We start from the raw sequence: 24982 nt of genomic DNA on the forward strand, positions 1-24982 counted from the left end.
GGCCCGGTTCTTCGCCGCGCTCTCGTCGCGCCAGGCCTCGGTGGTGAGGATCTCCGTCAGCTCCTGCTGGGTGCGGGCGACGGCCGCGGTGCTCGGCGAATGGTCCCCCGCGGCAGGCCCCGCGGTGCCCGGCGAATGGTCCCCCGCGGCGGGCGCGGCGGAGGGCGGGTCGCCGTCCGTCGGGACGGTTCTGTCGGGGCCCGTGGCGACGCGGAGCCCGTCGGTGCCGCCAGGGCCCGCCGTACCGCCGTCTCCGTCGGGCGTCACGGCAGGGCGGGAGGATGCGGTGACGTACCCGGCCGGCAGGGTGAGCGCCGGGCGCGCGGCGGAGAGTGCGACGGCGGGGGCGCCGAGGCCGGACAGCTCGTCCGTCTGGTGCGGTATGACGAGCGGCTCCCCCGCCGGGAAGTCCGGCAGCAGGGCCTCGATGGCGAAACCCCGCACGCCGGAGCCGCTCGTCACCGGACGGCTCACCAGCGTCACCCGCCGGCCGTCGGGCAGGGTCACCTCGGTGGCGCCGCGCTGCGCACCGGAGATCAGCTCGGCGGCCTTCTCCCGGAGGATCGCCTGGTCACGGGGGTGGAACTCGTTCGCCAGCGCATCCAGCGCCATGCCGTGGTGCGGACCGGCGGTCTCGGCTCCGGTGGCCAGGTACGTCCGCAGCAGGGCCTGCTCGCGCGCGGAGCTCTGCCCCAGCAGCCGCCGCTCGATGCCCTCGGCCGCCCGGCGGATGGCGACACCCAGTGCGGGCCGCTCGAAGCCGCGCGGATAGCCGAGGCAGAGGACGCCCTCGATGCGCCCGCTGAGCGGGTCCCGGACGGGCATCGCGACGCAGGCGCTCTGCTGGGAGCGCTGCGCGAAGTGCTCGGCGCCGTAGACGCGGATGAGCTGCCGTTCCGCCAGGGCCAGTCCGATGCCGTTGGTGCCGGCGACCTGCTCGGCGAACACGAACCCCGGGACGACCTGGATGGCCGGCAGGCTCCGGGCCATCGACGGGTCCCCGAAGCGGCGCAACAGGACCGTCCCGTTCGCGTCGGCGACCGAGATGTTGACCTGGCTGCCGGCGAACGTTGACTGCAGCCGGTCGAGCACCGGCACGGCCGCCCGGACGATACGGCCGCCCGCGTCGAAGTCCTCCCGGTAGGGCAGGTCGGACGTGTCCGGCGACAGCCCCAGGGACCGGGAGCGCCGCCACGAGTTCAGGATGGACGCCCGCACGCCCGTCTCGACGGGCTCGCCCTGAAGGAACAGCTCGCGCAGACTGGCGGGCCCCGTGCCGTCCGTCGCACGCCCCGCCGGCCTGGGTTCCTCGCCGGACCGAACCACGCTTCGCCTCACTTGCGCCCGCGGTAATCCGCTGCTCGGAAGAGAATCTGGCAATGATGAGGATACGGGCATTACGGGCGGGCGTCACGGCGCACCGGGGTCATGCGGGGCCCACGGCCGGGAGCCGGGGCGGCGGGACCGTGCTCACCCCAGGAAACTCAAGCGCACCTTCCGTTCCGGGTTGTCCTTGTTGGTGTCCACCAGGCACACCGACTGCCAGGTGCCGAGCTCCAGCCGGCCGCCCAGCACGGGAAGGGTGGCGTGGGGCGGGACGAGGGCGGGCAGGACGTGGTCGCGGCCGTGGCCGGGGCTGCCGTGCCGGTGCTGCCAGCGGTCGTCGGCGGGCAGCAGGCTGTGCAGCGCGGCCAGGAGGTCGTCGTCGCTGCCGGCGCCGGTCTCCAGGACGGCGATGCCGGCCGTCGCGTGCGGCACGAAGACGTTGAGAAGGCCGTCCCGGCCGGCGGCCGCCTCACGCAGGAAGGACTCGCAGTCGCCGGTGATGTCGAGGACCCTCTCGGCGGTACCGGTGCTGACGTTCAGGACGCGGGTGGTGAAGACATCTGACATGCCCCCATCCTGACGCACGCGCCGGACTTTCAGCGGGCCGCGTCGGCCGGGTGGTGATACGGATGTCCCACTGATCGAGACGCCGTTGACCGTGCGCATGCCAGCTGACTAGGTTCGGCCGCATGTTGCGTTCAGCCCTGCTCACCACGCGCGGTCACATCGACCTGCTGCGGGTGGCCTCCGCCGCGTGTCGCCGCGGCTGCTGACGCCCTTCTCCTCTCTTCCGGCTTCCTCGCCTTCGTTCCGCCTGTCCGCCGATCGCTCCTGATCGCACGGGCACGGCGGCGGTGAGGCGCGTTTCCCCCGGCCCGCGCTCTCCCCCGTGGATCACTCATGAGCATCAGTCATGCCCCGCCCGTGTCCGAGGAACCCGATATTTCGCCTGTATCGGTTTCCGATCTCGACCTCCAGCCCCTCGTCCCCACCTCCACCCGCCGCGCCCGCGTCCCGCGCTGGCTGCGCCGCACCACCGGCCCGGTGCTGCTGCTGGTGCTGTGGCAACTCCTCAGCACCACCGGCGCGTTGCCCCCCGACGTGCTCGCCTCACCCAGCCGGATCGCCCAGGTCGGCAAAGACCTGCTGGCCGACGGTTCACTGCCCACGGCCATGGGCACCTCGCTCCAGCGGGTCGCCGGCGGGCTGCTGCTCGGCCTGGTCGTCGGCACCGGACTCGCCCTGCTCTCGGGCCTGTTCCGGATCGGCGAGGACCTCGTGGACGCGCCCGTGCAGATGCTGCGGACCGTGCCGTTCGTAGGGCTCATCCCGCTGTTCATCATCTGGTTCGGCATCGGCGAGGCCCCCAAGGTCGCCATCATCACGCTCGGCGTGACCTTCCCGCTCTACCTCAACGTCTACGCCGGAATCCGGGGGGTGGACGCCCAGTTGATCGAAGCCGGCGAGTCCCTCGGACTGTCGCGGTGGGGACTGGTGCGGCACGTGGTCCTGCCCGGTGCCCTGCCGAGCGCCATGACCGGCCTGCGCTACTCGCTCGGCATCGCCTGGCTCGCCCTGGTCTTCGCGGAGCAGGTCAACGCCGATTCCGGCATCGGGTTCCTGATGGTGCAGGCGCGGGACTTCCTGCGGACCGACGTGATCGTGGTCTGCCTCGTCGTCTACGCCTTCCTCGGCCTGCTCGCCGACTTCATCGTCCGCTCTCTCGAAAGGGTGCTGCTGCAATGGCGACCGACGTTCACCGGACGGTGACCCCCCAGGCGGTCCACGTCGAGGGCCTCACCCGTTCCTTCGACGGCCGGGCCGTCATCGACGACCTGCGAGTGGACGTCCGGCCGGGCGAGTTCGTGGCCCTGCTCGGCCGCAGCGGCTGCGGGAAGTCGACGCTGCTGCGCATCCTCGCCGGGCTCGACCGCGACATCGAGGGCACCGTGCTGGTGCCCCGCCGCAAGGCCGTCGCCTTCCAGGCACCGCGGCTGATGCCGTGGAAGAAGGTGTGGCGCAACGTGCTGCTCGGTCTGCCCGGCAAGCCCGAGCGCGCCGTCGCCGAGCAGGCCCTGGACGAGGTCGGCCTCGGCCACCGCACGGACGCCTGGCCCAAGACCCTCTCCGGCGGCGAGGCCCAACGCGCCTCCCTGGCCCGGGCATTGGTGCGCGAGCCCGATCTGCTGCTGCTCGACGAGCCGTTCGGCGCGCTCGACGCTCTCACCCGGATCAAGGCCCAGCGCCTCGTGGGCGAGTTGTGGCAGCGCCGCGGCTGCGCGGTGCTCCTCGTCACCCATGACGTCGAGGAGGCCGTACTGCTCGCCGACCGCGTCCTGGTGATGGACCGCGGGGTCATCGCCCACGAGCAGCGCATCGACCTGGACCGCCCCCGCGACATCACCGACCCCCGCTTCGCCGCCCTGCGCGCCGGTCTCCTCGAACGCCTCGGCGTCGAGGCGACGGCCGCCGAAGCCGCCTGACCCCTGCCCGCGTACCGCCCGTACGCCCGTACGACCAACACGAACGGAACCACCATGCGACGACGACGCCTCTCCCCCGCCGCCCTGCTCCTCCCCCTCGCCCTGCTGCTCACCGCCTGCGGCGGCACCTCGGCAGCCGGCACCTCGGACGGCCGCGTCGACGGCAAGGGCTCCGTGACGCTCGACGTCGGTGACCAGAAGGGCGGTTCGGAGGCCATCCTGCGGGCCGCCGGGGAACTGAAGAACCTCGACTACAAGATCAAATGGTCGACGTTCACCTCCGGCCCACCGCTGCTGGAGGCCATCAACGCCGGGGCCGTCGACATCGGAGGCGTGGGCAACACCCCGCCCGTCTTCGCGGCCGGTGCCGGTTCGAAGATCAAGGTGGTGGCGGCCTGGCACGGCACGTCCAAGGGCGACACCATCCTCGTCCCGAACGACTCCCCCCTGAAGAGTCCCGAGCAGCTCAAGGGCAGGTCGGTCGCCGTCGCCCAGGGTTCCTCCGCGCACTTCCAGCTGGTCGCCTCCCTGAAGAGGGCCGGGTTGAAGCTGAGCGACATCAAGGTCAAGTACCTCCAGCCGGCCGACGCCCTGGCCGCGTTCACCTCCGGCAAGGTCGACGCGTGGGCGGTGTGGGACCCGTACACCTCACAGATCCTCCAGGGCAAGCAGGGGCGGGTGCTGACCGACGGCGACGGCGTGACCAACGGGCACACCTTCCAGGTCGCGGCCCCGGCCGCCCTGAAGGACAGGAAGAAGGCCGCCGCCCTCAAGGACTACCTGGAGCGGCTGCGGCGCGCCTACACCTGGGTGTACGACCACGAGGAGGAGTGGGCGAAGGTCTGGGCCGAGGACACCGGGCTCCCGAAGGACGTGGCGCTGGCCGCGGTGAAGCGCACCTACGCGACCCGGATCGCGGTCGCCGTCGACAAGCCGCTGATCGCCTCCGAGCAGGAGATCGCCGACACCTTCACGGCGTTGAAGCTCATCCCGCGCAAGGTGGACTTCGCCGAGTTCACGGACACGCGCTTCGACGGCGGCCTGCCGCCGTCGACGACCCGGGCGCGTCCTTCCACCGGTTCGTGAGGCTGACGTACGTGGTCCCCCGCCACCGGGCGGGGGACCACGCGCGTCATGTCCTCGGCGGGAAGATCCACCGCCCCGCCGCGGTTAGTAGAAATGTGAACAACACACGCGAGGTCGAGGTGGTCGTCATCGGCGCAGGTCAGGCCGGTCTGGCCGGTGCCTATCACCTGCGGCGATCCGGTTTCGAGCCGGACCGCGACTTCGTCGTGCTGGACCACTCCCCCAGTCCCGGCGGTGCCTGGCAGTTCCGCTGGCCGTCGCTGACGTACGGCAAGGTGCACGGAATGCACGCGCTGCCGGGCATGGAGCTCACGGACGCGGACCCGTCACGGCCGTCGGCCGAGGTGATCGGCGCGTACTTCGACCGCTACGAGCGGACCTTCGACCTGCGGGTCAGGCGCCCGGTGGACGTACGGGCCGTGCGCGAAGGGCCGGGCGGACGGCTGCTCGTGGAGACCTCGGACGGCGTATGGGCGGCGCGGGCTCTGATCAACGCGACCGGCACCTGGGACCGGCCGTTCTGGCCGCGCTATCCGGGCCAGGAGACTTTCCGGGGGCGGCAGTTGCACACCGCGCAGTACCCCGGGCCCGAGTCGTTCGCCGGGCAGCGGGTCGTGGTGGTGGGCGGCGGCGCCTCGGGCACCCAGCACCTGCTGGAGATCGCCACGTACGCGTCGGCCACCACCTGGGTCACGCGGCGCCCGCCCGTCTTCCGGGAAGGGCCTTTCGACGAGGACGCGGGCCGCGCGGCCGTGGCGCTCGTCGAGGAGCGGGTACGGCAGGGGCTGCCGCCCCGCAGTGTCGTCTCGGTCACCGGGCTGCCGCTCAACGACGCGATCCGGCAGGGCATCGACGACGGGGTGCTCGACCGGCAGCCGATGTTCGACCGGATCACCCCCACCGGTGTGGAGTGGGCCGACGGGCGCCACCTCGACGCCGACGTCATCCTCTGGGCCACCGGCTTCCGCGCCGCCATCGACCACCTCGCGCCGCTCCGGCTGCGCGCCCCCGGCGGCGGCATCCGCATGCAAGGCACGCACGCGGCCGCCGACCCCCGCATCCACCTCGTCGGCTACGGCCCTTCGGCCAGCACCATCGGAGCCAACCGGGCCGGACGCGCGGCCGTGCGGGACATCAGGCGACTGCTGGAGCGCGAGCCTGCCGCGGCGTGACGCCGACGGGGCCACGGGGCTGTCACCCGACAGCCGGGGCCTTGCTCTTGTTGCTCTGCGCGTTGAACTCCGCGACGTTGCGCTGGTGTTGCCGGTAGTCCGCCGTGAACCGGGTGTCGCCCGGCCGGACGGTGACGAAGTACAGCCAGTCACCCGCGGTGGGATTGACGGCCGCACGCATCGCCTCCTCGCCCGGGCTGCCGATCGGCGTGGGCGGCAGGCCCATGCGCTGGTAGGAGTTGTAGGGGCTCTCGATCCGGGTGTCGCTCTCCGACATACGGAGGGTGGAGCGATTGAGGGCGTAGTTGATGGTGGAGTCCATCTGCAGGGGCATACCGCGTTCGAGGCGGTTGAAGATGACCCGGGCCACCTTCCCCATGTCGGCCCTGGTGGCGGCCTCCGCCTGGACGAGGCTCGCGATGGTGACGGCCTGATACACGTTCATGGCGTTGCGCTGCGCCCCGGCGGCGATGGGCGCACCGTTGAACTTCTCGTTCGCGGTGTCGACCATGAGCGCGAGGAGCTGGTCCGGAGTGGTCTTCTCGCGGAGCGGATACGTGGCCGGGAAGAGGTAGCCCTCCGGATTGCCCTCGGCGTCGTTGGGCAGCTTCAGCGCGGCCTTGTCCAGCGACTTCCTCGTACTGCCGACAGGCAGGGCGAGGGCCTTGTCGACGGCCGCGTAGACCTGGCTCGCGCGCCAGCCCTCCGGGATGGCCAGGGTCGTGGGCCGGCTCTCCTCCTCGGTCCCGGTCCCCAGGGTCAGCAGCGGCACCGCCACGGCGGTACCGACCACGACGGCTCCGGCCGCGACGAGGACGATGCGGCCCCGGCGCGTCAGTCGAATCGTGCTCCGTGGCGGAGTGTTCTTCTCCATGCGGGCACGGTAACCCGCATATCGTCATAAACCCGGCATATTTTCATCTTGTCGGTTCCAGTTGGGCGTCCCGGCGTACCAGTGCCGCGTACCGGCCGCCCTCCTCCATGAGGTCCTCGTGCGTACCGCGTTCGACCGCGCGGCCCGAGTCGAGGACCACGATCTGATCGGCCCCCCGGACGGTCGAGAGCCGGTGGGCGATGGTGAGGGTGGTGCGGTCGGCCGACAGTGCGTCGATGGCGTCCTGGACGGCCGCCTCGGTCCGGGTGTCCAGCGCGCTGGTGGCCTCGTCGAGGATGAGGACCGGCGGGTCGCGCAGGATGGTGCGGGCGATGGCCAGCCGCTGCTTCTCACCGCCGGAGAAGCGGTGACCGCGCTCGCCGACGACGGTGTCGTAGCCGTCGGGCAGGGCCGCGATGTGGTCGTGGATCTGCGCCGCCTTCGCCGCCTGGTGGAGCTCCTCGTCGGTGGCGTCGGGCTTGGCGAAGCGCAGGTTGTCGGCGACCGAGGCGTGGAAGAGGTACGTCTCCTGCGAGACGACGCCGACCGCGCGCGCCAGGGTGTCGAAGTCGAGGTCGCGGACGTCGGTCCCGTCGAGGGTGACGCGGCCGCCGGTGACGTCGTAGAGCCGGGGCACGAGGTAGCCGAGGGTGGACTTGCCGGCACCGGTGGGGCCCACGACGGCGAGGCTGCCGCCGGCCGGGACGGTGAGGTCGATGCCGTCGAGAACCGGGCCGCCCTTGTCGTCGTAGCCGAAGGAGACGTTCTCGAAGCGGACCTCGCCCTTGATGCGGTCGAGGCGGACCGGGTCGGGGCGTTCGGTGATGTCGATCGGCAGGTCGAGGTACTCGAAGATGCGCTGGAACAGGGCGAGCGAGGTCTGGATCTGCACCCCGGTCGACAGCAGGCTCACGGCCGGGCGGAACAGGCCCTGCTGGAGCGAGACGAAGGCGACGATGGTGCCGATGGAGACCGCGGGGCCGCCCAGCTGGAGGGCCATGCCGGCGGTCCAGTAGATGACGGCGGGCAGGGCGGCCATGACGATCGTGATGACGGCCATGCGCCACCGGCCGGCCATGTTCGACCGCACCTCCAGGTCGACGAGCTCCTCGGACTCGTCGGCGAAGGACTTCGTCAGCGAGTCGGAGCGGCCCATCGTGCGGCCGAGCAGGATGCCGCTGACGGAGAGCGACTCGGTGACGGTGGCGGCCATGGCGGCCATCTGCTTCTGGCGCTGGGTGGTGATCTTCCGGCGTTCGTTGCCGACACGGCGGCTGATCCACACGAACACCGGCAGCAACAGCAGCGAGACGACCGTCAGGCGCCAGTCGAGGGCGATCATCGCGACGATCGTGGCGACCACGCTGGTGACGTTGGAGACCAGCGAGGTCGCGGTGGAGGTGACGGTGGCCTGCATGCCGCCGATGTCGTTGGCGATGCGGGACTGCACCTCGCCCGTGCGGGTGCGGGTGAAGAAGGCGAGGGACATGCGCTGGAGCCGGCCGTAGACGGCGGTGCGCAGGTCGTGCATGACGCGCTGGCCGACCGTCGTGGAGATCAGAGTCTGGAGAACTCCGAAGACGCTGGTGAGGACGGCGCTCAGGATCATGCCGAGGGCGAGCAGACTGAGCAGGCCCGTGCGCCCCTCGGGGATCGCGACGTCCAGGATCTCCTTCAGCAGGAAGGGCGTGGCGACCGAGACCAGGGACGCGGCGCCGACCAGCAGGCCGACGATCGCGAGACGCCCCCGGTAGGGGCGGAAGAGGCCGAGGATGCGGCGGACCTGCCGGGGCTGCTCCTTGGAGTCGGCCGACGGGGTCCAGGGGGCTTCACGGTCGGGATGCATGGGCTCCTACGAGGGATGCGGCGGATCGGATCACAGCTCATTGTTACCTATACTCACAATGAACGGCATCCTGATAATGTTCCCGCATGACCACGTCCGATCCCGACGGTCTGCTCGCCGAGCAGTTGCTGCGGCTCACCCGCCGGGTACATCGCATCCAGAAGCGCCATCTGGAGCACCGGGAGCTCGGCATCACCCCGGCCCAGTCCCGGCTGCTGCGCACGCTCGCGCACTGGGGCTCGCCGCCGCGCATGGCCGACCTGGCCGAGCGCCTGGAGGTGGTGCCGCGGGCCGTGACGACGCTGGTCGACGGCCTGGAGGCGAGCGGCAAGGTGCGGCGGGTCCCGGACCCGGCGAACCGGCGGGTGATCCGCATCGAGCTGACGGACGACGGCCGGGGCGCGCTGCGCGAGCTGCGGGCGGCGCGCAGGTCGGCCGCCGAGGAGATCCTCGCGCCGCTGACGGAGGGTCAGCGAGAGGCGCTCGGGGGGTTGTTGGACACGCTGATCGACGGGACGCCGACGCAGCCCTGCTGACGGGCAGAACCACGACAGCGGACACCTGCGCGGCGCGGCCGACCGGCGGGGGAACGGCAGCGGGCACAGCACGGCTGAGCCAGCCGCCGGCAGGAGTACGGCAGCGGGCCGCGCCGCCGCTCGTCCTGCCTGGGCGGTGGCGCGGCCCGCTGCCGTTGCGGTCAACCCGCTTCGGGAGCCGGCTCCTTGAGGTCCTCGGTCTTCTGGGCCGGGATGCCCGGCACCGGTGCCCCGATGCCGGCCTCGGCATCGGCGCCCTTCCCGGTGCCGACCGGCACGGGGGCGTCCTCCGTGCCACCGGCGCCCTTGCCGGTGTCGTCCGGCGTGGGGGCGTCCTCCCCGTCCAGCGTCCTCTTCGCCCGAGCGGTGTCCAGGGCCCCCTCCCAGCGGGACACCGCGAAGACGGCGACGCAGTTGCCGAGCAGGTTGGTGACGACGCGCATCGAGTCCATGATGCGGTCCACGCCGAGCAGCAGCGCGACGGCCCCGGCGGGGATCGCCCCGAGGGACGAGGCGGTCGCGGACAGCGCGAGGAACGCCGAACCCGGAATGCCCGCCATGCCCTTGCTGGTCAGCATCAGCACCAGCACCACCGTGATCTGCTGGCCGAGGCTGAGGTCCACACCCACCGCCTGGGCGATGAACAGCGTGCCGATGGACAGGTACAGCGAGGCACCGTCGAGGTTGAAGGAGTAGCCGGTGGGGAGCACCAGCCCCACGGCGTCGTCGCGGGCGCCGGCCCGGCGCAGCTTCTGCATGACGCGGGGCATCACCGACTCGGTGGACGCGGTGCCGAGCGCGAGCAGCATCTCCTCGCGGATGTAGCGCAGGAACTTCCAGAGGCTGAGCCCGGTGACGGCCTTCAGGGCGACGGCGAGCAGCACGACGAACAGCGCCGCGGCCACGTAGCAGAGCACGATGAGCTTGGCGTACGTCCTCATCACACCCAGGCCGTAGTTGCCGACCAGGTGGGCCATCGCGCCGAACACCGCGAGCGGGGCCAGCCGCATGATGAAGCCGACGACCGCGAAGACGATCTCCTGGGCCTGCTCGATCGCGGGCAGGATCTTCGGCACCTTCGTATGCCCGAGGTGCAGCAGCGCGGCACCCACCAGGCAGGCAAGAATGAGGACTTGGAGCAGCTCGTTCTCCGCGAAGGCGCCGACGAAACTCTGGGGCAGCGCGTTCAGGACGAACTCGGTCGTCGTGGGCAGATGACCACCGCCCGTCGTCTCGTCGACCGCCGCGGTGTTCAGCGAGGAGGGGTCGACGTTCATGCCCTTGCCGGGGCCGCCGACGTTGGCGGCGACAAGGCCGATGACCAGGGCGGCCGTGGAGGCGATCTCGAACCAGATGAGGGCCTTCACCCCGATCCGGCCGAAGGCCTTCAGGTCACCGGCCTTGGCGATGCCGACGACGACCACGCAGAACACCAGCGGCGAGATCACCGTCTTGATGAGCCGGGTGAAACCGTCGCCGAGCGGCTGGAGAGCCGTGGCCGTGTCCGGCCACAGCTTTCCGACGACGATTCCGAGGACGAGCGCGCAGGAAACCTGCGCGAAAAGCGAGGTACGTAGGGTGCGTGCGACGCGTCGCGAGAGGGACGGTACAGACGGCGGCACGAAGCCTCCTAGGGGACGGGGCGCACAGAAGCCGGAGGGGACTTCTGTGATACGGAAAGCGGCTTCCGTTTCCGAACACTCTGGAGGCTGTCTTGATCGCGCACAAGACGGCAACGTTTCGGCCAAGTAAAAGCGCCCTAAGTGATGCGGATCACACGCACCCCATCGCTCCCCTCAGCACCGGCTGCGGTCCTCCGTGAGCACCCCCTGCACGGCGGTCAGGGTGCGGTCGTAACAGCCGTCCGAGCCGTACAGCCGGTAGCGCTCGCTCGTGGTGCCCACAGCGTGGCGCTGGTCGCGCGGCACATTCACCGTGTAGGTCGCGTCTCCCGTGTAGGAGTCGTCGAGCTGTGACCACACGGTGCGCCGCCCGCCGTTCGTCCCGACGACCGTGGCGCGGTCGCCGAGCGTCAGCACCGTGCGCAGGCGGTCGCCCGCGCCGAGGGTGGTCGTGCCGTCCATGGTGTAGCCGCGGTGGGTACGCGTGGTGCGTGCGCCCACGGTCACCGACTCCTCGTCGGTCCAGGTGGCCTCGAGAGCGTCACGCGTCTCGCCGTCGGTCCAGCGGTGCACGGAGGTACCGGTCAGCGCGCGGCTGACGGTGGTCCTGACGCGGCCGTGCGACGTGTCGACGTAGCCGCCGACGGTCAGCCGGTGGGCACCCTCGGTGTCCACCCGGTGCTCCGAACCCGGTGTATAAACAGATGAGTTGGTGAGGTCTTCCGCCGTGTGCGCGGTGAGCTTCCCGGTGACCCGCTCGCGCTGCTCGTCCTGCCAGACGAGGACGTTCACGGGCGTGCTCCAGCCGCTCTGTCCCTCGGGCACGCCGGCCACCGAGACCTCGACGCGGTGCGGGCGGCCGTCGTTGAGGATCCCGGCGAAGGGGGTGAGGTCGTAGGTGATCGGCTTGATGTCGAAGGCACGCGGACCCGGGATCACGTACCAGAGGAACGGGTTGGACCAGCCCCCTGTCCACACCGTCGGGAACGGGGTGGCGATGCCGGCCAGCCGGCCGTCGACGCTGATCTGCACCTCGCGGTAAGGGCCTTGGCCGGCCTTGCAGGAGTAGGGCGCCGGTTCGGGCACCGTCAGGTACCAGTACTCCTCGCAGCCGCCGCCGGACCCGGTCGCGTACACCTCGGCGAGGATGCGCTCACTGTTGCGGGGGGTGGTGAGGGCCGAGCCGCCGTCGAGGGTGAGGACCCGGTCGGGGCTCTTCGGATCGGGGCGGCCCTGGTGGAACGTCAGCGTGACCTTGACGTCGAGGACGCCCGTGTAGGTGTCGTCGACGACGTTCCCGATGAGCATCTCGACGTCCCGGCTCGTGCGGAAGGTGTCGCTGTAACGCGTGACGTCCTTCTCCACGGACCACTCGATGCCGTCGGGTGAGGGCTGCGGAGTCGACGTCCGGAAGATCTCGACGCCGCCGACGTGGAGGTAGCCGAGCCGGTCGTACTGGCGCCCCTTGACCTTGCCGTCGAGCCGCAGCACCACCTTGCTCCAGCGGTCGCCACAGCCGCCGGGCGGGGTGTAGGTGCCGCGGTACGGGGTGAAGTCCCGGAACTGCGCCTGGGCGAGGGTGACTTCGCAGGACTTTCCGGCGGGCTTCGCGACGGGCGGCGCGGCCGTGACCGGGTCGTGCCAGTCGGTGCCGAACTCCGCGGGGACACCGGCCGCGCCGGCCGGGACGTCCGCCGCCCCGGCGGGAGCGGTGCCGAGGAGGGTGCCCGCCAGGAGGGTCGCCCCTGCGAGCATGGACATGACGATCTGTCTCTTCATGGGCGGTGTTCTACGGGGAGTTGGCCACCCGCGCAATGAGGACTAGGCCGCCAGGTCCGCCCTGTCCCCCATCACCACGACGGGACGCTGTCGGGGGTCGAGCGTGCGCAGCAGGTACCGCATCGCCCGCTCGGGCACGCTCACGCAGGCCGACGTACCGCTGCCGTGGTCCATGTGCAGCCAGATCCCGCCGCCCTTCTTCTCGCCTTCGGGGCGGGTCTGGTCGTTCGGCGGGGTGCCCTTGACGCGGTTGTAGTCGATGGCGATGACGTAGTCGAAGTCGTGCCAGTACGACTTGGCCCACCAGCGGGGCGCGGCGAAGGCGGCGGACCGGGTGTACGGGAGCTCGGAGCCCGGGTCCGGCAGCACACCGCCCGCGTCGCTGAGGGTGAACACGCCCACGGGGCTGCGGTCGTCGTCCTCGTGGTGGTCGGTCGTCCAGCCCTTCTTGCCGTTGTGCCCGGCCCAACCGCGCTCCCGCTGCCAGGTGGTGCCGTGCTTGGTGTAGAGCACGACCGTGGAGTCGGCGGAGTCCTTCCCCTCGCCATAGACCGCGACGACCTGGCGGGAGTCGGAGGGGATCCGCCGCTGGAGCCCGTCGCCGACACCGGGGATGCGTGTCGGGGCGGCCGTGGCCGCGTGGGTGCTGGCCGCCCGGCCTGTGGCTCCCGTTCCCCTGCTTCCCTCCGCGTCGCCGCAGCCGGACAGAGCCGTCAGGAAAGAGGCGAGGACCGCCGTCGCGGCCACCGCTCGTCGTACACCTCGTACGCCACCACTGTGCATCGCTCCATGGTCGCACCGCGTCCCGGGCGACGGCGGACCGAGGCCCGGACAGCAGGTGGTCGGCCGGCTGCGCACGGCGGACGGCCGGTGGTCGGACGACTGCGCACCGCGGACGGCCGGTTCCGTTCGGTGGACGGAAAACCTGTTGCCCGCGACCACGCGGCGAGGCGAACCTGTCACGGTTTGCTGCCTCCGGCCGGACCCTCATCCCCCCTGACACGAGCCACTGGGACGTCATGCAGATTCAAGACCTTCCGTACCCCGACCCGGGCGTCCCGGACGCGCGTTCGGGCCCCCGATTCCTGTGGTGGCTCTTCCGGAATCAGCTGGGCGGTCAGCTCAAGTCGCTGAGCTGGGGGCTGCTGCACTTCGCCTCCGTCGCCGCGCTGCCGTTCTGTGTCGGGGTGGCCGTACAGGCCGTCGTCGACCGCTCCGGCACCCGGCTGGCCCTGGCGGGCGGCCTGCTGGCCCTGGCCTGCGTCGGCAACGCGGTCGGCGACACCTACCTGCACCGCACCGCGATCACCAACTGGATCACGGCGGCCGCGCGCGTCCAGCAACTGCTCGCCCGCAAGGCCGCCCATCTGGGCTCGGCGCTGACCCGGCGGGTCGCGGCCGGTGAAGTGGTGGCCGTGTCGACGGGTGACGTCGAGAAGATCGGCTGGTTCGTCGAGGCCCTGTCCCGCTTCACCGCGGCCCTGGTTACCGTCGTCCTGGTCTGCGTCGGCCTGCTCGTCTACCAGCCGGCGCTCGGCGTGGTCGTCGCCTTGGGGCTGCCCGCGCTGGCGCTCGCCGTGCTGCCGCTGCTGCCCCGCGCCACCCGGCGTGCCGACACCCAGCGCGAGAAGGCCGGACGTGCCACCGAACTGGCCTCCGACACCGTCGCCGGTCTTCGGGTGCTGCGCGGCATCGGCGGCGAGGAGCTGTTCCTCGACCGCTACCGCAGCGCGTCCCAGGAGGTCCGCCACGCTGCCGTGCGCAGCGCCCGGATGTGGTCCCTGATCTCCGCGATTCAGGTCCTGCTGCCCGGGCTGCTGCTCATCGCCGTCATCTGGTACGGCGTGGGGCTGGCGCGCGAGGGCCGGATCACCGTCGGCGAACTGGTCACCGTCTACAGCTCGGTCATGGTCCTGACCTATCCGCTGCGGCACTTCGAGGAGATCGCCATGGCGTACTCCTTCTCCCGGCCGTCCGCCAAACGGGCCGCGGGAGTGCTGTCGCTCCAGCGGCCCACGGACACCGCCGGATCACGCGCGGCCGAGGTCCCCTCAGGCGACCTGTACGACCCGGAGACCGGGCTGCTCGCGCCCGCCGGCCGGCTCACGGCCGTGGTGTGCGGCGACCCGGACGCCGCGGGTCTGCTGGCGGAGCGACTGGGCGGGCACCCGTCCCAGGAGGGCACCTCGGTGCTGCTGGGCGGGGTGCCGCTCGACGAACTCCCGCTGGACAGCGCCCGTACGGCCGTCCTCGTCCAGGACAAGGACCCGGTGCTGCTGTCCGGCACGCTGCGCGAGCTGCTCGACGTGCCCGCGTCGGGTGCGGTGGCACCGCGGGAGGCGCTGGCCGCCGCGCAGTGCGACGACGTGCTGGCGGCCCTCGTGCAGGGCTCGCTGGACGCGGCCGACCCGATGGACGCCCGGATCACCGAACGCGGCCGGTCCCTGTCCGGCGGGCAGCGCCAGCGGCTCGCGCTCGCCCGGTCGCTGGTCACGGACCCGGAGGCGCTCGTCCTTGACGAGCCGACCTCGGCCGTCGACTCGCACACCGAGGCCCGGATCGCGCAGGGCGTGCGGGAGTTGCGCGCGGGGCGCACGACCGTGGTGTTCACCTCCTCCCCGCTGCTGCTGGACCGCGCCGACCGGGTGGTGTTCCTGCACGACGGCGAGGCCGTGGCGGTCGGCGCCCACCGTGAGCTGGTGCGTACCGAGCCCCGCTACCGGGCGGTGGTCACCCGCGAGACGGACGACGAGGCCGCACTGAGCGGCTCCGTCGCTCTGAAGGACGTACTGCAGGAACTGGAAGAGATCGAGGAGAAGGCATGATCGGCGTCGCGCCACCGGCGTACGACCCGGCGGCCCCCACCACGGCGAACACCCTGCCGGTCGGCGCCCCCGAGACCGTCCGCGCCTACGTGGCCGAACTGCTGCGCCGGCACCGGCGGGCGTTCCTGTTGCTGGTCGCCGTCAACACGGCCGCCGTGATCGCCTCGATGGCCGGTCCCTGGCTGCTGGGCGGACTGGTGGAGCGGGTGTCCGACGGGGCGGAGAACCTGCGGCTGGAGTTGACGGCCGGGTTGTTCGTGGCCGCGCTGGCCGTCCAGGCCGTGTTCGTCCGGCAGGTGCGGCTGCGCGGCGCGATGCTGGGTGAGCGGATGCTGGCCGACCTGCGCGAGGACTTCCTCGTCCGGTCGGTCGGACTGCCGCCCGGAGTGCTGGAGCGGGCCGGGACCGGCGACCTGCTGTCGCGCATCACGACGGACATCGACCGCCTGGGCAACGCCATGCGCGAGGCCGTACCGCAGCTGTCGATCGGCGTGGTGTGGGTGGTCCTGCTGATGGGCGGGCTGGTGATCACGGCGCCGCCGCTGGCACTCGCCGTGCTGCTGGCCCTGCCGCTGCTGATCGTCGGCTGCCGCTGGTACTTCCGGCGGGCCGCCTCGGCCTACCGTTCCGAGGCCGCCGGGTACGCCGCCGTGGCCGCCGCGCTCGCGGAGACCGTGGACGCCGGGCGCACCGTCGAGGCCCACCGCCTGGGCGAGCGCCGCGTCGCGCTGTCGGAGCGCCGGATCCGGGAGTGGACGGCCTGGGAGCGGTACACGCTCTGGCTGCGGTCGGTGCTCTTCCCGGTCATCAACGTCACCCACGTGACCGTGCTCGCGTCGGTCCTGATGATCGGCGGTGTGTTCGCCCTCCACGGGTGGATCGACGTCGGCCAGCTGACGACCGGCGCGCTGATCGCCCAGATGCTGGTCGACCCGGTGGGCATGATCCTGCGCTGGTACGACGAGCTGCAGGTGGCCCAGGTGTCGCTGGCCCGGCTCGTCGGGGTCCGGGACATCGAGCCGGAAGCCGGGGATCCGACCGTGGCTCCCGAGGGACGCCATGTGCACGCCGACCGGGTGCACTTCGGCTACCTGGAGGGCGTGGACGTCCTGCGCAAGGTGTCCCTGGAGGTCGCCCCCGGCACCCGGCTGGCCCTGGTCGGCCCCTCGGGCGCGGGCAAGTCCACGCTGGGCCGGCTGCTCGCCGGGATCTACGCGCCCCGGGACGGCCGGATCACCCTGGGCAGCGCCGAGCTGTCGCGGATGCCCGCCGAGCACGTCCGCTCCCACGTGGCCCTGGTCAACCAGGAGCACCACGTCTTCGTGGGCTCCCTGCGCGACAACCTGCGGCTCGCGCGGACCGGCGCGGTCGACGCCGAGCTGTGGGCGGCGCTGGGCGCGGTCGACGCCGACGGCTGGGCCCGTGCGCTGGAGGACGGCCTGGACACCGAGGTCGGCTCGGGCGGTCTGGCGCTCACCCCGGCCCAGGCCCAGCAGATCGCGCTCGCCCGCCTGGTGCTGGCCGACCCGCACACGCTGGTCCTGGACGAGGCGACCTCCCTCCTCGACCCGCGCGCCGCCCGCAACCTGGAGCGGTCCCTGGCCCGGGTCCTCGACGGCCGCACCGTCGTCGCCATCGCCCACCGGCTGCACACGGCCCACGACGCCGACGTGATCGCCGTCGTCGAGAACGGCCGGATCAGCGAGCTGGGCAGCCACGAGGAGCTGGTCGCGGCGGACGGGGCGTATGCGGCGCTGTGGAGGTCGTGGCACGGCTGAGCACCTCGTCGTGCCAGGCGGCGCGCTCCCCTCGGGGGGCGGCCGCGTCCTTGGCGTTGCGCGGTGCCGAACCTGGGTGGAAGGCTGGAATCAGGCACCGGCTCGGGGAACGCCCGGGAACCAGTGGTTCGGGCGGCGTCAGTGCTCCGTGCGGCGGCGGCCCGGCACGGGTCCCGTGAGAACGGGCCCGTCCCACCCCCTGGAGGTACCCGTGAACAGCTCCGACGGCTGGGGAGACGACGTCTACCAGCCGGACCAGGACGAGCAGAGGGAGGACACGGGGCTGCTCGACGCCGAGGACACCCTGGAGTACGACGGCGTCGACGATCCCCTGGACCGGGGCTGGTCCCCTCCCGAGCGGCCCTGGGCCGTCGAGCACCTCGGGGTGACGGCGGCCGAGCGGCAGCGGGGCGAGACGCTGGACCAGCGGCTCTCCGAGGAGCTGCCGGAGACCGCCGCCCCGGCCGGCGACGGCCTCGGGGACTGCGCGGGCACCGACGGGGAACTCCTGGACAACGAGGTCGGCGCCGAGCGCTCCGGCCGGCTCGTGGCACCCGACGAGGGCGCCCACGAGGACGAGGAGGAGGCACTGGTCGCCATGGACGTGGGCATCGACGGCGCCGCCGCGTCGGCCGAGGAGGCCGCCGTGCACATCGTCGACGAGGACACCCTGTCCGGCTGATCGCAGAACCGTCCCGAGCTGTTCGAGGAGCATCCATGCAGCAGGACAAGCACCCCGACTACCACCCCGTCGTCTTCCGCGACCGCGCCGCCGGGTACGCCTTCCTCACCCGGTCCACCGCGACCAGCGACCAGACCATCGAGTGGGACGACGGCGAGACCTACCCGGTCGTGGACGTGGAGATCTCCTCGGAGAGCCACCCCTTCTACACGGGCAAGGCCCGCACGGTGGACTCGGAGGGCCGGGTCGCCGCGTTCGAGCGGCGCTACGGCGGCGGCTGAGGCGCGATTCGGGGGCCGGGCTCGGATGAAGTCGAGCGCGAGTGCCGGGGCCGGGCTCAGATGAAATTGAGCGCCGCCGCGCAGCCCACTCCGCCGAGCAGCATGAACACCGGCATCAGCACCTTGAGCTCGACCCAGCTGCCCGCCCGGAAGCGCATGGCCCTCGGGGGCCCGATCGGGTACCAGCGCTTGCGCCCGACCGGGATGGGCCACAGGATCGGGCAGCCGGACACGGTGAGCGCGTCCCCGATGTCGTGCACGATCGCGCCCAGCACCACCGGCAGTCCCAGCCACAGGTACTCCTGGCCCGGCGCCGTGAACAGCCAGTCCGCGCCGTTGCCCGGCTTGTCCAGGATGCCCGCGAGGATCCACGCGGTGGTCGCGGCCAGCAGCCACACCAGGACCTCGCTGCTGGAGCCGCGCGTCGCCCGCCACAGCAGGCCCTCGATGGCCAGGACCATGTGCACGAAGAGGATCGCGAGCACGCCCCAGCGGTCGCTGGTGATCGCCACGACCGAGGTGCCCGCCCCGATCAGGACCGCCCACAGCCAGGTGTGCGTCAGTGTGCGGTGCCCGCCGGAGCGGCGCGGGTCGCCCTGCTTCTTGGTGGCCTTGTAGACGGCGTACGACAACTTGTCGACGATCTCGCACAGCCAGCGCGACACCGGCCCGAAGGACCGGGAGATGGTGGCGGCCTTGTGGTCGAGGTCCGGGGCGAGGGCGGCTCCGGCGCAGATCAGGGCGCCGACGAGGAGGACCGGCCAGGGCATCGGGTGCCCGGCCGCCGCGGCGGCCGCACCGACGCCGAGCCAGGCGGCGGCCCCCGACAATGAGTGTGCTGGTCCCATCATGGCCGCTGCCCGCCCCATTCCTCATGTGCCGCTGTCCAGTTGACCGGGCGCGCTGACGTCCCGTCGGCGCCCCAGCGTAGCGTTCGTGATCTTCGGGCCCGCAGCCGATTCCCGCATCGGGCACCGGGCCAGGCAAGATGGGGGCGTGACCCTCATCGATCAGCTGCCGCGGACCCCCGACCCCGACGCCCTGTACGAAGCCTTCGAGTCGTGGGCCGGCGAGCGGGGTCTCACGCTCTACCCCCACCAGGAGGAGGCGCTGATCGAGGTGGTCTCCGGCGCGAACGTGATCGTGTCGACGCCCACCGGCTCCGGCAAGAGCATGATCGCGGCGGGCGCGCACTTCGCGGCCCTCGCCCGTGACGAGGTCACCTTCTACACCGCCCCGATCAAGGCCCTGGTGTCGGAGAAGTTCTTCGAGCTGTGCAAGATCTTCGGCACCGAGAACGTCGGCATGCTGACCGGCGACGCGTCGGTCAACGCCGATGCCCCCGTCATCTGCTGCACCGCCGAGGTCCTGGCGTCGATCGCGCTGCGCGACGGCAAGGACGCCGATGTCGGCCAGGTCGTGATGGACGAGTTCCACTTCTACGCCGAGGGCGACCGCGGCTGGGCCTGGCAGATCCCGATCCTGGAGCTGCCCCAGGCGCAGTTCGTGCTGATGTCGGCGACGCTCGGCGACGTCTCCTTCTTCGAGAAGGACCTCACCCGCCGCACGAACCGCCCGACCGCGGTGGTCCGCTCGGCGACCCGGCCCGTGCCGCTGTCCTACGAGTACCGCTACACGCCGCTCACCGAGACCCTCACCGATCTGCTGTCCGCCCGCCAGGCGCCCGTATACATCGTGCACTTCACGCAGGCGCAGGCCGTGGAGCGGGCGCAGGCGCTGATGAGCATCAACATGTGCTCGAAGGAGGAGAAGGAGCAGATCGCCGAGCTGATCGGCAACTTCCGCTTCACCACCAAGTTCGGCCGCAACCTCTCCCGTTACGTCCGGCACGGCATCGGCGTGCATCACGCCGGCATGCTGCCCAAGTACCGCCGCCTGGTCGAGAAGCTCGCACAGGCCGGTCTGCTGAAGGTCATCTGCGGCACCGACACACTCGGCGTCGGCGTCAACGTCCCCATCCGCACCGTGCTGTTCACGGCCCTCACCAAGTACGACGGCACCCGCGTACGCACCCTGCGCGCCCGGGAGTTCCACCAGATCGCGGGCCGGGCAGGGCGGGCCGGGTACGACACGGAGGGCTTCGTCGTCGCGCAGGCTCCCGAGCACGTCGTGGAGAACGAGAAAGCCCTCGCCAAGGCGGGCGACGACCCCAAGAAGCGCCGCAAGGTCGTCCGCAAGAAGGCCCCGGAGGGTTTCGTCGCCTGGTCGGAGCAGACCTTCGAGAAGCTCATCGGCTCCGAGCCGGAGCCGCTGACGTCCCGCTTCCGCGTGACGCACACGATGCTGCTGTCGGTGATCGCCCGCCCCGGCAACGCCTTCGAGGCGATGCGCCGGCTGCTGGAGGACAACCACGAGCCGCGCAAGCAGCAGCTGCGGCACATCCGCCGGGCCATCGCGATCTACCGTTCGCTGCTGGACGGCGGCATCGTCGAGAAGCTCGACCAGCCGGATGCCGAGGGCCGTATCGTCCGCCTCACGGTCGACCTCCAGCAGGACTTCGCGCTCAACCAGCCGCTGTCCACGTTCGCGCTCGCCGCGTTCGAGCTGCTGGACCCCGAGTCGCCGTCGTACGCGCTCGACATGGTGTCTGTCGTGGAGTCGACGCTCGACGACCCGCGGCAGATCCTCGCCGCCCAGCAGAACAAGGCGCGCGGCGAGGCCGTGGCCCAGATGAAGGCGGACGGCGTCGAGTACGAGGAGCGCATGGAGCGTCTCCAGGACATCACCTACCCGAAGCCCCTGGAGGAGCTGCTCTTCCACGCGTACGACACGTACCGCAAGAGCCACCCCTGGGTCGGCGACCATCCGCTGTCGCCGAAGTCCGTGATCCGCGACATGTACGAACGGGCGCTGTCCTTCACCGAGTTGGTGTCCCACTACGAGCTGGCGCGCACCGAGGGCATCGTGCTGCGCTATCTCGCCAGCGCCTTCAAGGCCCTGGACCACACCGTCCCGGACGACCTCAAGTCCGAGGACCTCCAGGACCTGATCGCCTGGCTGGGCGAGATGGTGCGCCAGGTCGACTCCAGCCTGCTGGACGAGTGGGAGCAGCTGGCCAACCCGGCGGAGATGACGGCCGAGGAGGCCCAGGAAAAGGCCGACGAGGTCAAGCCGGTCACCGCCAACGCGCGCGCCTTCCGCGTCCTGGTCCGCAACGCCATGTTCCGCCGCGTGGAGCTGGCCGCTCTCGACCAGGTCGGCGAACTGGGCGACATGGACGGGGAGTCCGGCTGGGACGCCGACGCGTGGGGCGAGGCGATGGACAAGTACTGGGACGAGTACGAGGATCTCGGCACCGGCCCCGACGCCCGCGGCCCCAAGCTGCTGCTCATCGAGGAGCAGCCGGAGAACGCCCTCTGGCGGGTCCGGCAGATCTTCCACGACCCGAACGGCGACCACGACTGGGGCATCAGCGCGGAGGTCGACCTCACGGCCTCGGACGCGGAGGGCCGCGCGGTCGTCCGCGTCACCGACGTCGGCCAGCTGTGACGGGCCGGGCAGCAGCGAGCACAGGAGAATCCCACCCATGACGACCAACCCTGCCGAGAGGCTCGTCGACCTGCTCGACCTGGAGCAGATCGAGGTCAACATCTTCCGCGGCCGCAGCCCGCAGGAGTCCCTGCAGCGGGTCTTCGGCGGTCAGGTGGCGGGGCAGGCGCTGGTCGCCGCCGGCCGCACCACCGAGGGCGACCGCCCCGTGCACTCGCTGCACGCGTACTTCCTGCGCCCGGGCCGGCCGGGCGTGCCGATCGTCTACCAGGTCGAGCACGTTCGCGACGGGCGGTCGTTCACCACCCGCCGGGTCACGGCCGTGCAGCAGGGCCGCACGATCTTCAACCTCACCGCCTCCTTCCACAAGCCGGAGGAGGGCAGCTTCGAGCACCAGCTGCCGCCGGCCCGCAAGGTGCCGGACCCGGAGTCCCTGCCCACGGTCACGGACGAGATCCGCGAGCACCTGGGCGCGCTGCCCGAACAGCTGGAGCGGATGGCCCGCCGCCAGCCCTTCGACATCCGCTACGTGGACCGGCTGCGCTGGACCGTCGAGGAGGCCCGCGACGCCGAGCCGCGCAGCGCCGTGTGGATGCGCGCGGTCGGACCGCTCGGCGACGATCCGCTCGTGCACACCTGTGCCCTCACCTACGCCAGCGACATGACCCTCCTGGACGCGGTCCGTATCCCGGTCGAGCCGCTGTGGGGCCCGCGCGGCTTCGACATGGCGTCGCTGGACCACGCCATGTGGTTCCACCGCCCGTTCCGCGCGGACGACTGGCTCCTCTACGACCAGGAGTCGCCGATCGCGGTCGGCGGCCGCGGCCTGGCCCGGGGCCGGATCTACGACCGTGAGGGCAGTCTCGTCGTGTCCGTGGTGCAGGAGGGGCTCTTCCGGAAGCTGGGCTGACTTCGCCGATGGGGCCCTGCCCGCCGGGGTTCCGATCGCGCCCCCGACCGGATCCGGCGACCATGGCAGGAGCGGGCACCGCCGACGTCGCACGCCCGCCGATCCGGGAGGTGGCCACGCTGCACACCGTGCTCCCCGTCGTGCTCGCGATCTGCGCCGCCTTCAGCAACGCCGTCGCGACCGTGCTGCAGCGCAAGGCGGCGCTCACCGTGCCCGCCTCCCAGGGGTTGCGGGCCGGGCTGATCGTCGATCTGCTGCGCCGGCCAGTGTGGCTGGCCGGCATCCTCGCGGTGATCGGCGCCGCCGTCTGCCAGGCGCTGGCGCTGGCCACCGGGCCGCTGACCATCGTGCAGCCACTGTTCGTGCTGGAGCTGCCGCTCACTCTCATCGTCGCCTCTCTGTTGATGCACCGGCACCTGCCGGGCAGGGGCTGGCTGGCCGTCACGGTCGTGGTGGCCGGTCTGGCGGTCGCGCTCGCCGCCGCCTCCCCCGCCGGCAACCGCACCCATGTGGCGCTGGACCGCTGGATTCCCGCGCTCGCCGTGTGCGCGGGGGCGGTCGTCGCCCTCGCCGTCGCGGCCCTGCGGCGGCCCGAGGGCCGGGCACGGGCGGCCTGCCTGGGTGCCGCGACGGCGATCAGCTACGCGGTGACCGCGGCACTGATGAAGGCCGCCACCCATATCCTCGACGAGCAGGGCCTCGTCGGCTTCCTCACCGCCTGGCAGACGTACGCCTTCGCCGCCACCGGCGTGTGCGCGCTGTTCCTGCTGGAGAACGCCATGCAGGCCGGCCCCCTCGTCGCCTCGCAGCCCGCGCTCACCCTCGGCGACGCCCTGGTGAGCCTCGCCCTCGGCATCACCCTGTACGAGGAGACCATCCGCTCCGGGTGGTGGCTGCTGCCCCAGCTGATCGGCGTCGGGCTGATCGCCGCCGGGGTGCTCGCGCTGGCGCGCATTCCGTTCACACAGTCGCTGGTGGCCCCCGAGGACGAGCGCGAGACCGCTGCGGCACCCTGACCGCAAGGTCCACGACGGGACGCCGCGGCGAGCCCTGCTGTCGGCCCAGCTTTCGCCGCATCACGCGTCCGGCTGACACCGCGGGCACCACACCGTGCCCCGGCCCGCCATACGGGTCCGGCGCAGCCCGGCGCCGCACCGCGGGCACCTCGGGTCACGGTCGTCCCGGTGGCCGGTGAGCCAGGAGTCACGCGGCGGTACGCAGCCGGCGGTGACGGACGAGCGCAGGGTGCGGCGCATCTCGCTGTACAGGCGACGGCAGTCCTCCGGGGTGAGATCACGCGCCCCGTGGTCGGGACGCAGCCGGGCCCGCCACAGGATCTCGTCGGCGAGCAGATTGCCGAGCCCGGCGAGCACGGACTGGTCGGTGAGGGCCGTCTTGAGATGCCCCCGGCGTGACGAGAGAGCCTCCTCGAACTCCGCACGGTCCACCTTCAGCGCATCGGGCCCCTGCCTCCGCAGCAGCCGGTCTACGTCGGACTCGTCGTGGGCCAGCCAGAGTCCCTGCAGTTTGCGCTGGTCTCGGAAGCACAGCCGGCGGCCGCCGCCCAGGGTGAACAGGACGCGGTCATGCGTCTCGACGGGATCATCGACATGCCCGCAGACCAGCCGCCCGGTCATGCCGAAATGCAGGACGAGGGTGGGACCGCCGGTACGGGCGAGCAGCCACTTGCCGTGCCGCTCCGGCGTACCGAACCGCCTCCCTTCGAGCGCGTCCCGCAGCCGCCGGGTGTCGACGCCGTGCAGAACGCCCGGGTCCCGCACGTCGACCCGGCGGATGAGGCGTCCCTTCGCGCAGGACTCGAGCACCTGCCGGAAGCCTTCGACGTCCGGAAGCTCGGGCACGACGGGCGCGTCAGGATTCCTGCAGGACGGAGAGCACGTTCCCCGCCGGGTCGGTGGACCAGGCGATCAGCGGGCCGCCGCCGCGGAAGATGCCCTTGTCGTCCGTCTTGAGGTGGTCGTAACGCTCGAAACGCACCCCTCTCCTGCCGAGCTCGTCGACCGCGGCCTCGATGTCGTCGACCGGGAAGTTGAGGATGGTGAACGTCGCCGGCGTGTGGTCCGGCTTGGGGTAGACCAGGGTGTCCCGGTCACCCGCGATGTGCAGGATCAGCAGCCCGTTCTCCTCCGACACCCGGAGCCCGAGCGTGTCGGCGTAGAACGCCTTGGCCGCGTCGATGTCGTCCACCGAGAAACCGCTGAACGCCTTCGTCGTACCGAACATGGTCGCCTCCCGGACACAGTCTGCTCAG

The 24982-nt window shown here is 71.7% G+C and carries 23 protein-coding genes; 13 read left to right on the plus strand and 10 right to left on the minus strand.

From position 1 onward, the window contains the following. Together ABT116_RS17430 and ABT116_RS17435 are read right to left on the minus strand one after the other, a co-directional pair. Window positions 1-1326 (minus strand): sigma-54-dependent transcriptional regulator family protein (locus tag ABT116_RS17430; protein ID WP_502983885.1); only part of this gene is annotated, 1326 nt, incomplete at its 3' end. A gap of 144 nt (window positions 1327-1470) precedes the next feature. Next, window positions 1471-1893, minus strand: a complete 423-nt coding sequence (locus ABT116_RS17435) for a YjbQ family protein (RefSeq protein ID WP_351633896.1) — start codon at window positions 1891-1893, stop codon at window positions 1471-1473. A gap of 122 nt (window positions 1894-2015) precedes the next feature. Between ABT116_RS17435 and ABT116_RS17440 the strand changes: the two genes are divergently transcribed. The 5 genes from ABT116_RS17440 to ABT116_RS17460 all read left to right on the plus strand — a co-directional run bounded on the left by ABT116_RS17440 (window position 2016) and on the right by ABT116_RS17460 (window position 6067). Beyond that, a complete protein-coding gene (locus ABT116_RS17440) occupies window positions 2016-2099 on the plus strand; it encodes a putative leader peptide (protein WP_349817350.1) in 84 nt (27 codons plus the stop codon). 127 nt (window positions 2100-2226) lie between these two features. Continuing rightward, a complete protein-coding gene (locus ABT116_RS17445; RefSeq protein WP_351633899.1) occupies window positions 2227-3096 on the plus strand; it encodes an ABC transporter permease in 870 nt (289 codons plus the stop codon). Continuing rightward, complete coding sequence (locus tag ABT116_RS17450) at window positions 3069-3809, plus strand: ABC transporter ATP-binding protein (RefSeq protein ID WP_351633902.1); 741 nt, start codon at window positions 3069-3071, stop codon at window positions 3807-3809. Before ABT116_RS17445 ends, ABT116_RS17450 begins: the two co-directional genes overlap by 28 nt. Window positions 3810-3863: 54 nt before the next feature. Next, the gene (locus ABT116_RS17455) at window positions 3864-4895 is read left to right on the plus strand and encodes an ABC transporter substrate-binding protein (RefSeq protein WP_351633904.1); all 1032 of its coding nucleotides are present in this window, start codon (window positions 3864-3866) and stop codon (window positions 4893-4895) included. 95 nt (window positions 4896-4990) lie between these two features. Then, window positions 4991-6067 (plus strand): NAD(P)-binding domain-containing protein, encoded by a 1077-nt coding sequence (locus ABT116_RS17460; RefSeq protein ID WP_351633907.1) that lies wholly within the window; start codon window positions 4991-4993, stop codon window positions 6065-6067. Between the two features lie 22 nt (window positions 6068-6089). Here the strand turns inward: ABT116_RS17460 and mltG are convergent, their stop codons facing one another. Beyond that, window positions 6090-6941, minus strand: a complete 852-nt coding sequence (gene mltG / locus ABT116_RS17465; protein WP_351633910.1) for an endolytic transglycosylase MltG — start codon at window positions 6939-6941, stop codon at window positions 6090-6092. A 43-nt stretch (window positions 6942-6984) separates the two neighbouring features. Further along, window positions 6985-8787, minus strand: a complete 1803-nt coding sequence (locus ABT116_RS17470; RefSeq protein ID WP_351633913.1) for an ABC transporter ATP-binding protein — start codon at window positions 8785-8787, stop codon at window positions 6985-6987. Window positions 8788-8873: 86 nt separating this feature from the next. On the opposite strand from ABT116_RS17470, the gene ABT116_RS17475 reads away from it, so the two are divergent. Next, complete coding sequence (locus ABT116_RS17475; protein WP_351633915.1) at window positions 8874-9323, plus strand: MarR family winged helix-turn-helix transcriptional regulator; 450 nt, start codon at window positions 8874-8876, stop codon at window positions 9321-9323. Between the two features lie 161 nt (window positions 9324-9484). On the opposite strand, the gene ABT116_RS17480 is transcribed toward ABT116_RS17475, so the two are convergent. The 3 genes from ABT116_RS17480 to ABT116_RS17490 form a co-directional block, all read right to left on the minus strand. Then, on the minus strand, window positions 9485-10945 hold the full coding sequence (locus tag ABT116_RS17480) for a cation:dicarboxylate symporter family transporter (RefSeq protein ID WP_351633917.1): 1461 nt from the start codon (window positions 10943-10945) through the stop codon (window positions 9485-9487). Window positions 10946-11119: 174 nt separating this feature from the next. Continuing rightward, a complete protein-coding gene (locus ABT116_RS17485) occupies window positions 11120-12724 on the minus strand; it encodes a peptide-N4-asparagine amidase (RefSeq protein ID WP_351633920.1) in 1605 nt (534 codons plus the stop codon). A gap of 42 nt (window positions 12725-12766) precedes the next feature. Continuing rightward, window positions 12767-13507 (minus strand): hypothetical protein, encoded by a 741-nt coding sequence (locus ABT116_RS17490; RefSeq protein WP_502983886.1) that lies wholly within the window; start codon window positions 13505-13507, stop codon window positions 12767-12769. 236 nt (window positions 13508-13743) lie between these two features. Between ABT116_RS17490 and ABT116_RS17495 the strand changes: the two genes are divergently transcribed. The 4 genes from ABT116_RS17495 to ABT116_RS17510 all read left to right on the plus strand — a co-directional run bounded on the left by ABT116_RS17495 (window position 13744) and on the right by ABT116_RS17510 (window position 18290). After that, window positions 13744-15549, plus strand: a complete 1806-nt coding sequence (locus tag ABT116_RS17495; protein ID WP_351633926.1) for an ABC transporter transmembrane domain-containing protein — start codon at window positions 13744-13746, stop codon at window positions 15547-15549. After that, entirely contained in the window at window positions 15546-17327 is a 1782-nt protein-coding gene (locus ABT116_RS17500; RefSeq protein ID WP_351633929.1) for an ABC transporter ATP-binding protein, read from the plus strand. The genes ABT116_RS17495 and ABT116_RS17500 overlap by 4 nt, the downstream gene beginning before the upstream one ends. A gap of 211 nt (window positions 17328-17538) precedes the next feature. Further along, window positions 17539-18009, plus strand: a complete 471-nt coding sequence (locus ABT116_RS17505) for a DUF5709 domain-containing protein (protein WP_351633931.1) — start codon at window positions 17539-17541, stop codon at window positions 18007-18009. A gap of 35 nt (window positions 18010-18044) precedes the next feature. After that, entirely contained in the window at window positions 18045-18290 is a 246-nt protein-coding gene (locus ABT116_RS17510) for a type B 50S ribosomal protein L31 (protein WP_010040933.1), read from the plus strand. A 56-nt stretch (window positions 18291-18346) separates the two neighbouring features. Here the strand turns inward: ABT116_RS17510 and ABT116_RS17515 are convergent, their stop codons facing one another. Further along, complete coding sequence (locus tag ABT116_RS17515; protein ID WP_351633935.1) at window positions 18347-19141, minus strand: metal-dependent hydrolase; 795 nt, start codon at window positions 19139-19141, stop codon at window positions 18347-18349. 145 nt (window positions 19142-19286) lie between these two features. Here ABT116_RS17515 and ABT116_RS17520 point away from each other — a divergent pair, with 145 nt between their 5' ends. The 3 genes from ABT116_RS17520 to ABT116_RS17530 all read left to right on the plus strand — a co-directional run bounded on the left by ABT116_RS17520 (window position 19287) and on the right by ABT116_RS17530 (window position 23726). After that, the gene (locus ABT116_RS17520; RefSeq protein ID WP_351633938.1) at window positions 19287-21800 is read left to right on the plus strand and encodes a DEAD/DEAH box helicase; all 2514 of its coding nucleotides are present in this window, start codon (window positions 19287-19289) and stop codon (window positions 21798-21800) included. A 37-nt stretch (window positions 21801-21837) separates the two neighbouring features. Then, window positions 21838-22710 (plus strand): acyl-CoA thioesterase, encoded by an 873-nt coding sequence (locus ABT116_RS17525; protein WP_351633941.1) that lies wholly within the window; start codon window positions 21838-21840, stop codon window positions 22708-22710. Window positions 22711-22772: 62 nt separating this feature from the next. Next, window positions 22773-23726: a DMT family transporter gene (locus ABT116_RS17530; RefSeq protein WP_502983887.1), complete on the plus strand. Its 954-nt coding sequence runs from the start codon at window positions 22773-22775 to the stop codon at window positions 23724-23726. Between the two features lie 60 nt (window positions 23727-23786). Here ABT116_RS17530 and ABT116_RS17535 read toward each other — a convergent pair whose 3' ends face one another. Further along, window positions 23787-24572 carry an Fpg/Nei family DNA glycosylase gene (locus ABT116_RS17535; protein ID WP_351633943.1) on the minus strand — a complete coding sequence of 262 codons (786 nt, stop codon included), beginning with the start codon at window positions 24570-24572 and terminating at the stop codon, window positions 23787-23789. Window positions 24573-24582: 10 nt separating this feature from the next. Beyond that, window positions 24583-24954, minus strand: a complete 372-nt coding sequence (locus tag ABT116_RS17540) for a VOC family protein (protein ID WP_351633946.1) — start codon at window positions 24952-24954, stop codon at window positions 24583-24585. Window positions 24955-24982 lie beyond the last annotated feature (28 nt).

Origin of the sequence: Streptomyces sp. NPDC002130, from assembly GCF_040296465.1 — a bacterium.
Lineage (GTDB): Bacteria > Actinomycetota > Actinomycetes > Streptomycetales > Streptomycetaceae > Streptomyces.

Excerpts from the sequence above, each read along its gene's own strand:
- ABT116_RS17435 (WP_351633896.1), bottom strand. The coding sequence starts at position 1,893 with ATGTCAGATGTCTTCACCACCCGCGTCCTGAACGTCAGCACCGGTACC.
- ABT116_RS17440 (WP_349817350.1), top strand. The coding sequence starts at position 2,016 with ATGTTGCGTTCAGCCCTGCTCACCACGCGCGGTCACATCGACCTGCTG.
- ABT116_RS17445 (WP_351633899.1), top strand. The coding sequence starts at position 2,227 with ATGAGCATCAGTCATGCCCCGCCCGTGTCCGAGGAACCCGATATTTCG.
- ABT116_RS17450 (WP_351633902.1), top strand. The coding sequence starts at position 3,069 with ATGGCGACCGACGTTCACCGGACGGTGACCCCCCAGGCGGTCCACGTC.
- ABT116_RS17455 (WP_351633904.1), top strand. The coding sequence starts at position 3,864 with ATGCGACGACGACGCCTCTCCCCCGCCGCCCTGCTCCTCCCCCTCGCC.
- mltG (WP_351633910.1), bottom strand. The coding sequence starts at position 6,941 with ATGGAGAAGAACACTCCGCCACGGAGCACGATTCGACTGACGCGCCGG.
- ABT116_RS17470 (WP_351633913.1), bottom strand. The coding sequence starts at position 8,787 with ATGCATCCCGACCGTGAAGCCCCCTGGACCCCGTCGGCCGACTCCAAG.
- ABT116_RS17475 (WP_351633915.1), top strand. The coding sequence starts at position 8,874 with ATGACCACGTCCGATCCCGACGGTCTGCTCGCCGAGCAGTTGCTGCGG.
- ABT116_RS17485 (WP_351633920.1), bottom strand. The coding sequence starts at position 12,724 with ATGAAGAGACAGATCGTCATGTCCATGCTCGCAGGGGCGACCCTCCTG.
- ABT116_RS17490 (WP_502983886.1), bottom strand. The coding sequence starts at position 13,507 with ATGCACAGTGGTGGCGTACGAGGTGTACGACGAGCGGTGGCCGCGACG.
- ABT116_RS17495 (WP_351633926.1), top strand. The coding sequence starts at position 13,744 with ATGCAGATTCAAGACCTTCCGTACCCCGACCCGGGCGTCCCGGACGCG.
- ABT116_RS17500 (WP_351633929.1), top strand. The coding sequence starts at position 15,546 with ATGATCGGCGTCGCGCCACCGGCGTACGACCCGGCGGCCCCCACCACG.
- ABT116_RS17510 (WP_010040933.1), top strand. The coding sequence starts at position 18,045 with ATGCAGCAGGACAAGCACCCCGACTACCACCCCGTCGTCTTCCGCGAC.
- ABT116_RS17515 (WP_351633935.1), bottom strand. The coding sequence starts at position 19,141 with ATGATGGGACCAGCACACTCATTGTCGGGGGCCGCCGCCTGGCTCGGC.
- ABT116_RS17525 (WP_351633941.1), top strand. The coding sequence starts at position 21,838 with ATGACGACCAACCCTGCCGAGAGGCTCGTCGACCTGCTCGACCTGGAG.
- ABT116_RS17530 (WP_502983887.1), top strand. The coding sequence starts at position 22,773 with ATGGCAGGAGCGGGCACCGCCGACGTCGCACGCCCGCCGATCCGGGAG.
- ABT116_RS17540 (WP_351633946.1), bottom strand. The coding sequence starts at position 24,954 with ATGTTCGGTACGACGAAGGCGTTCAGCGGTTTCTCGGTGGACGACATC.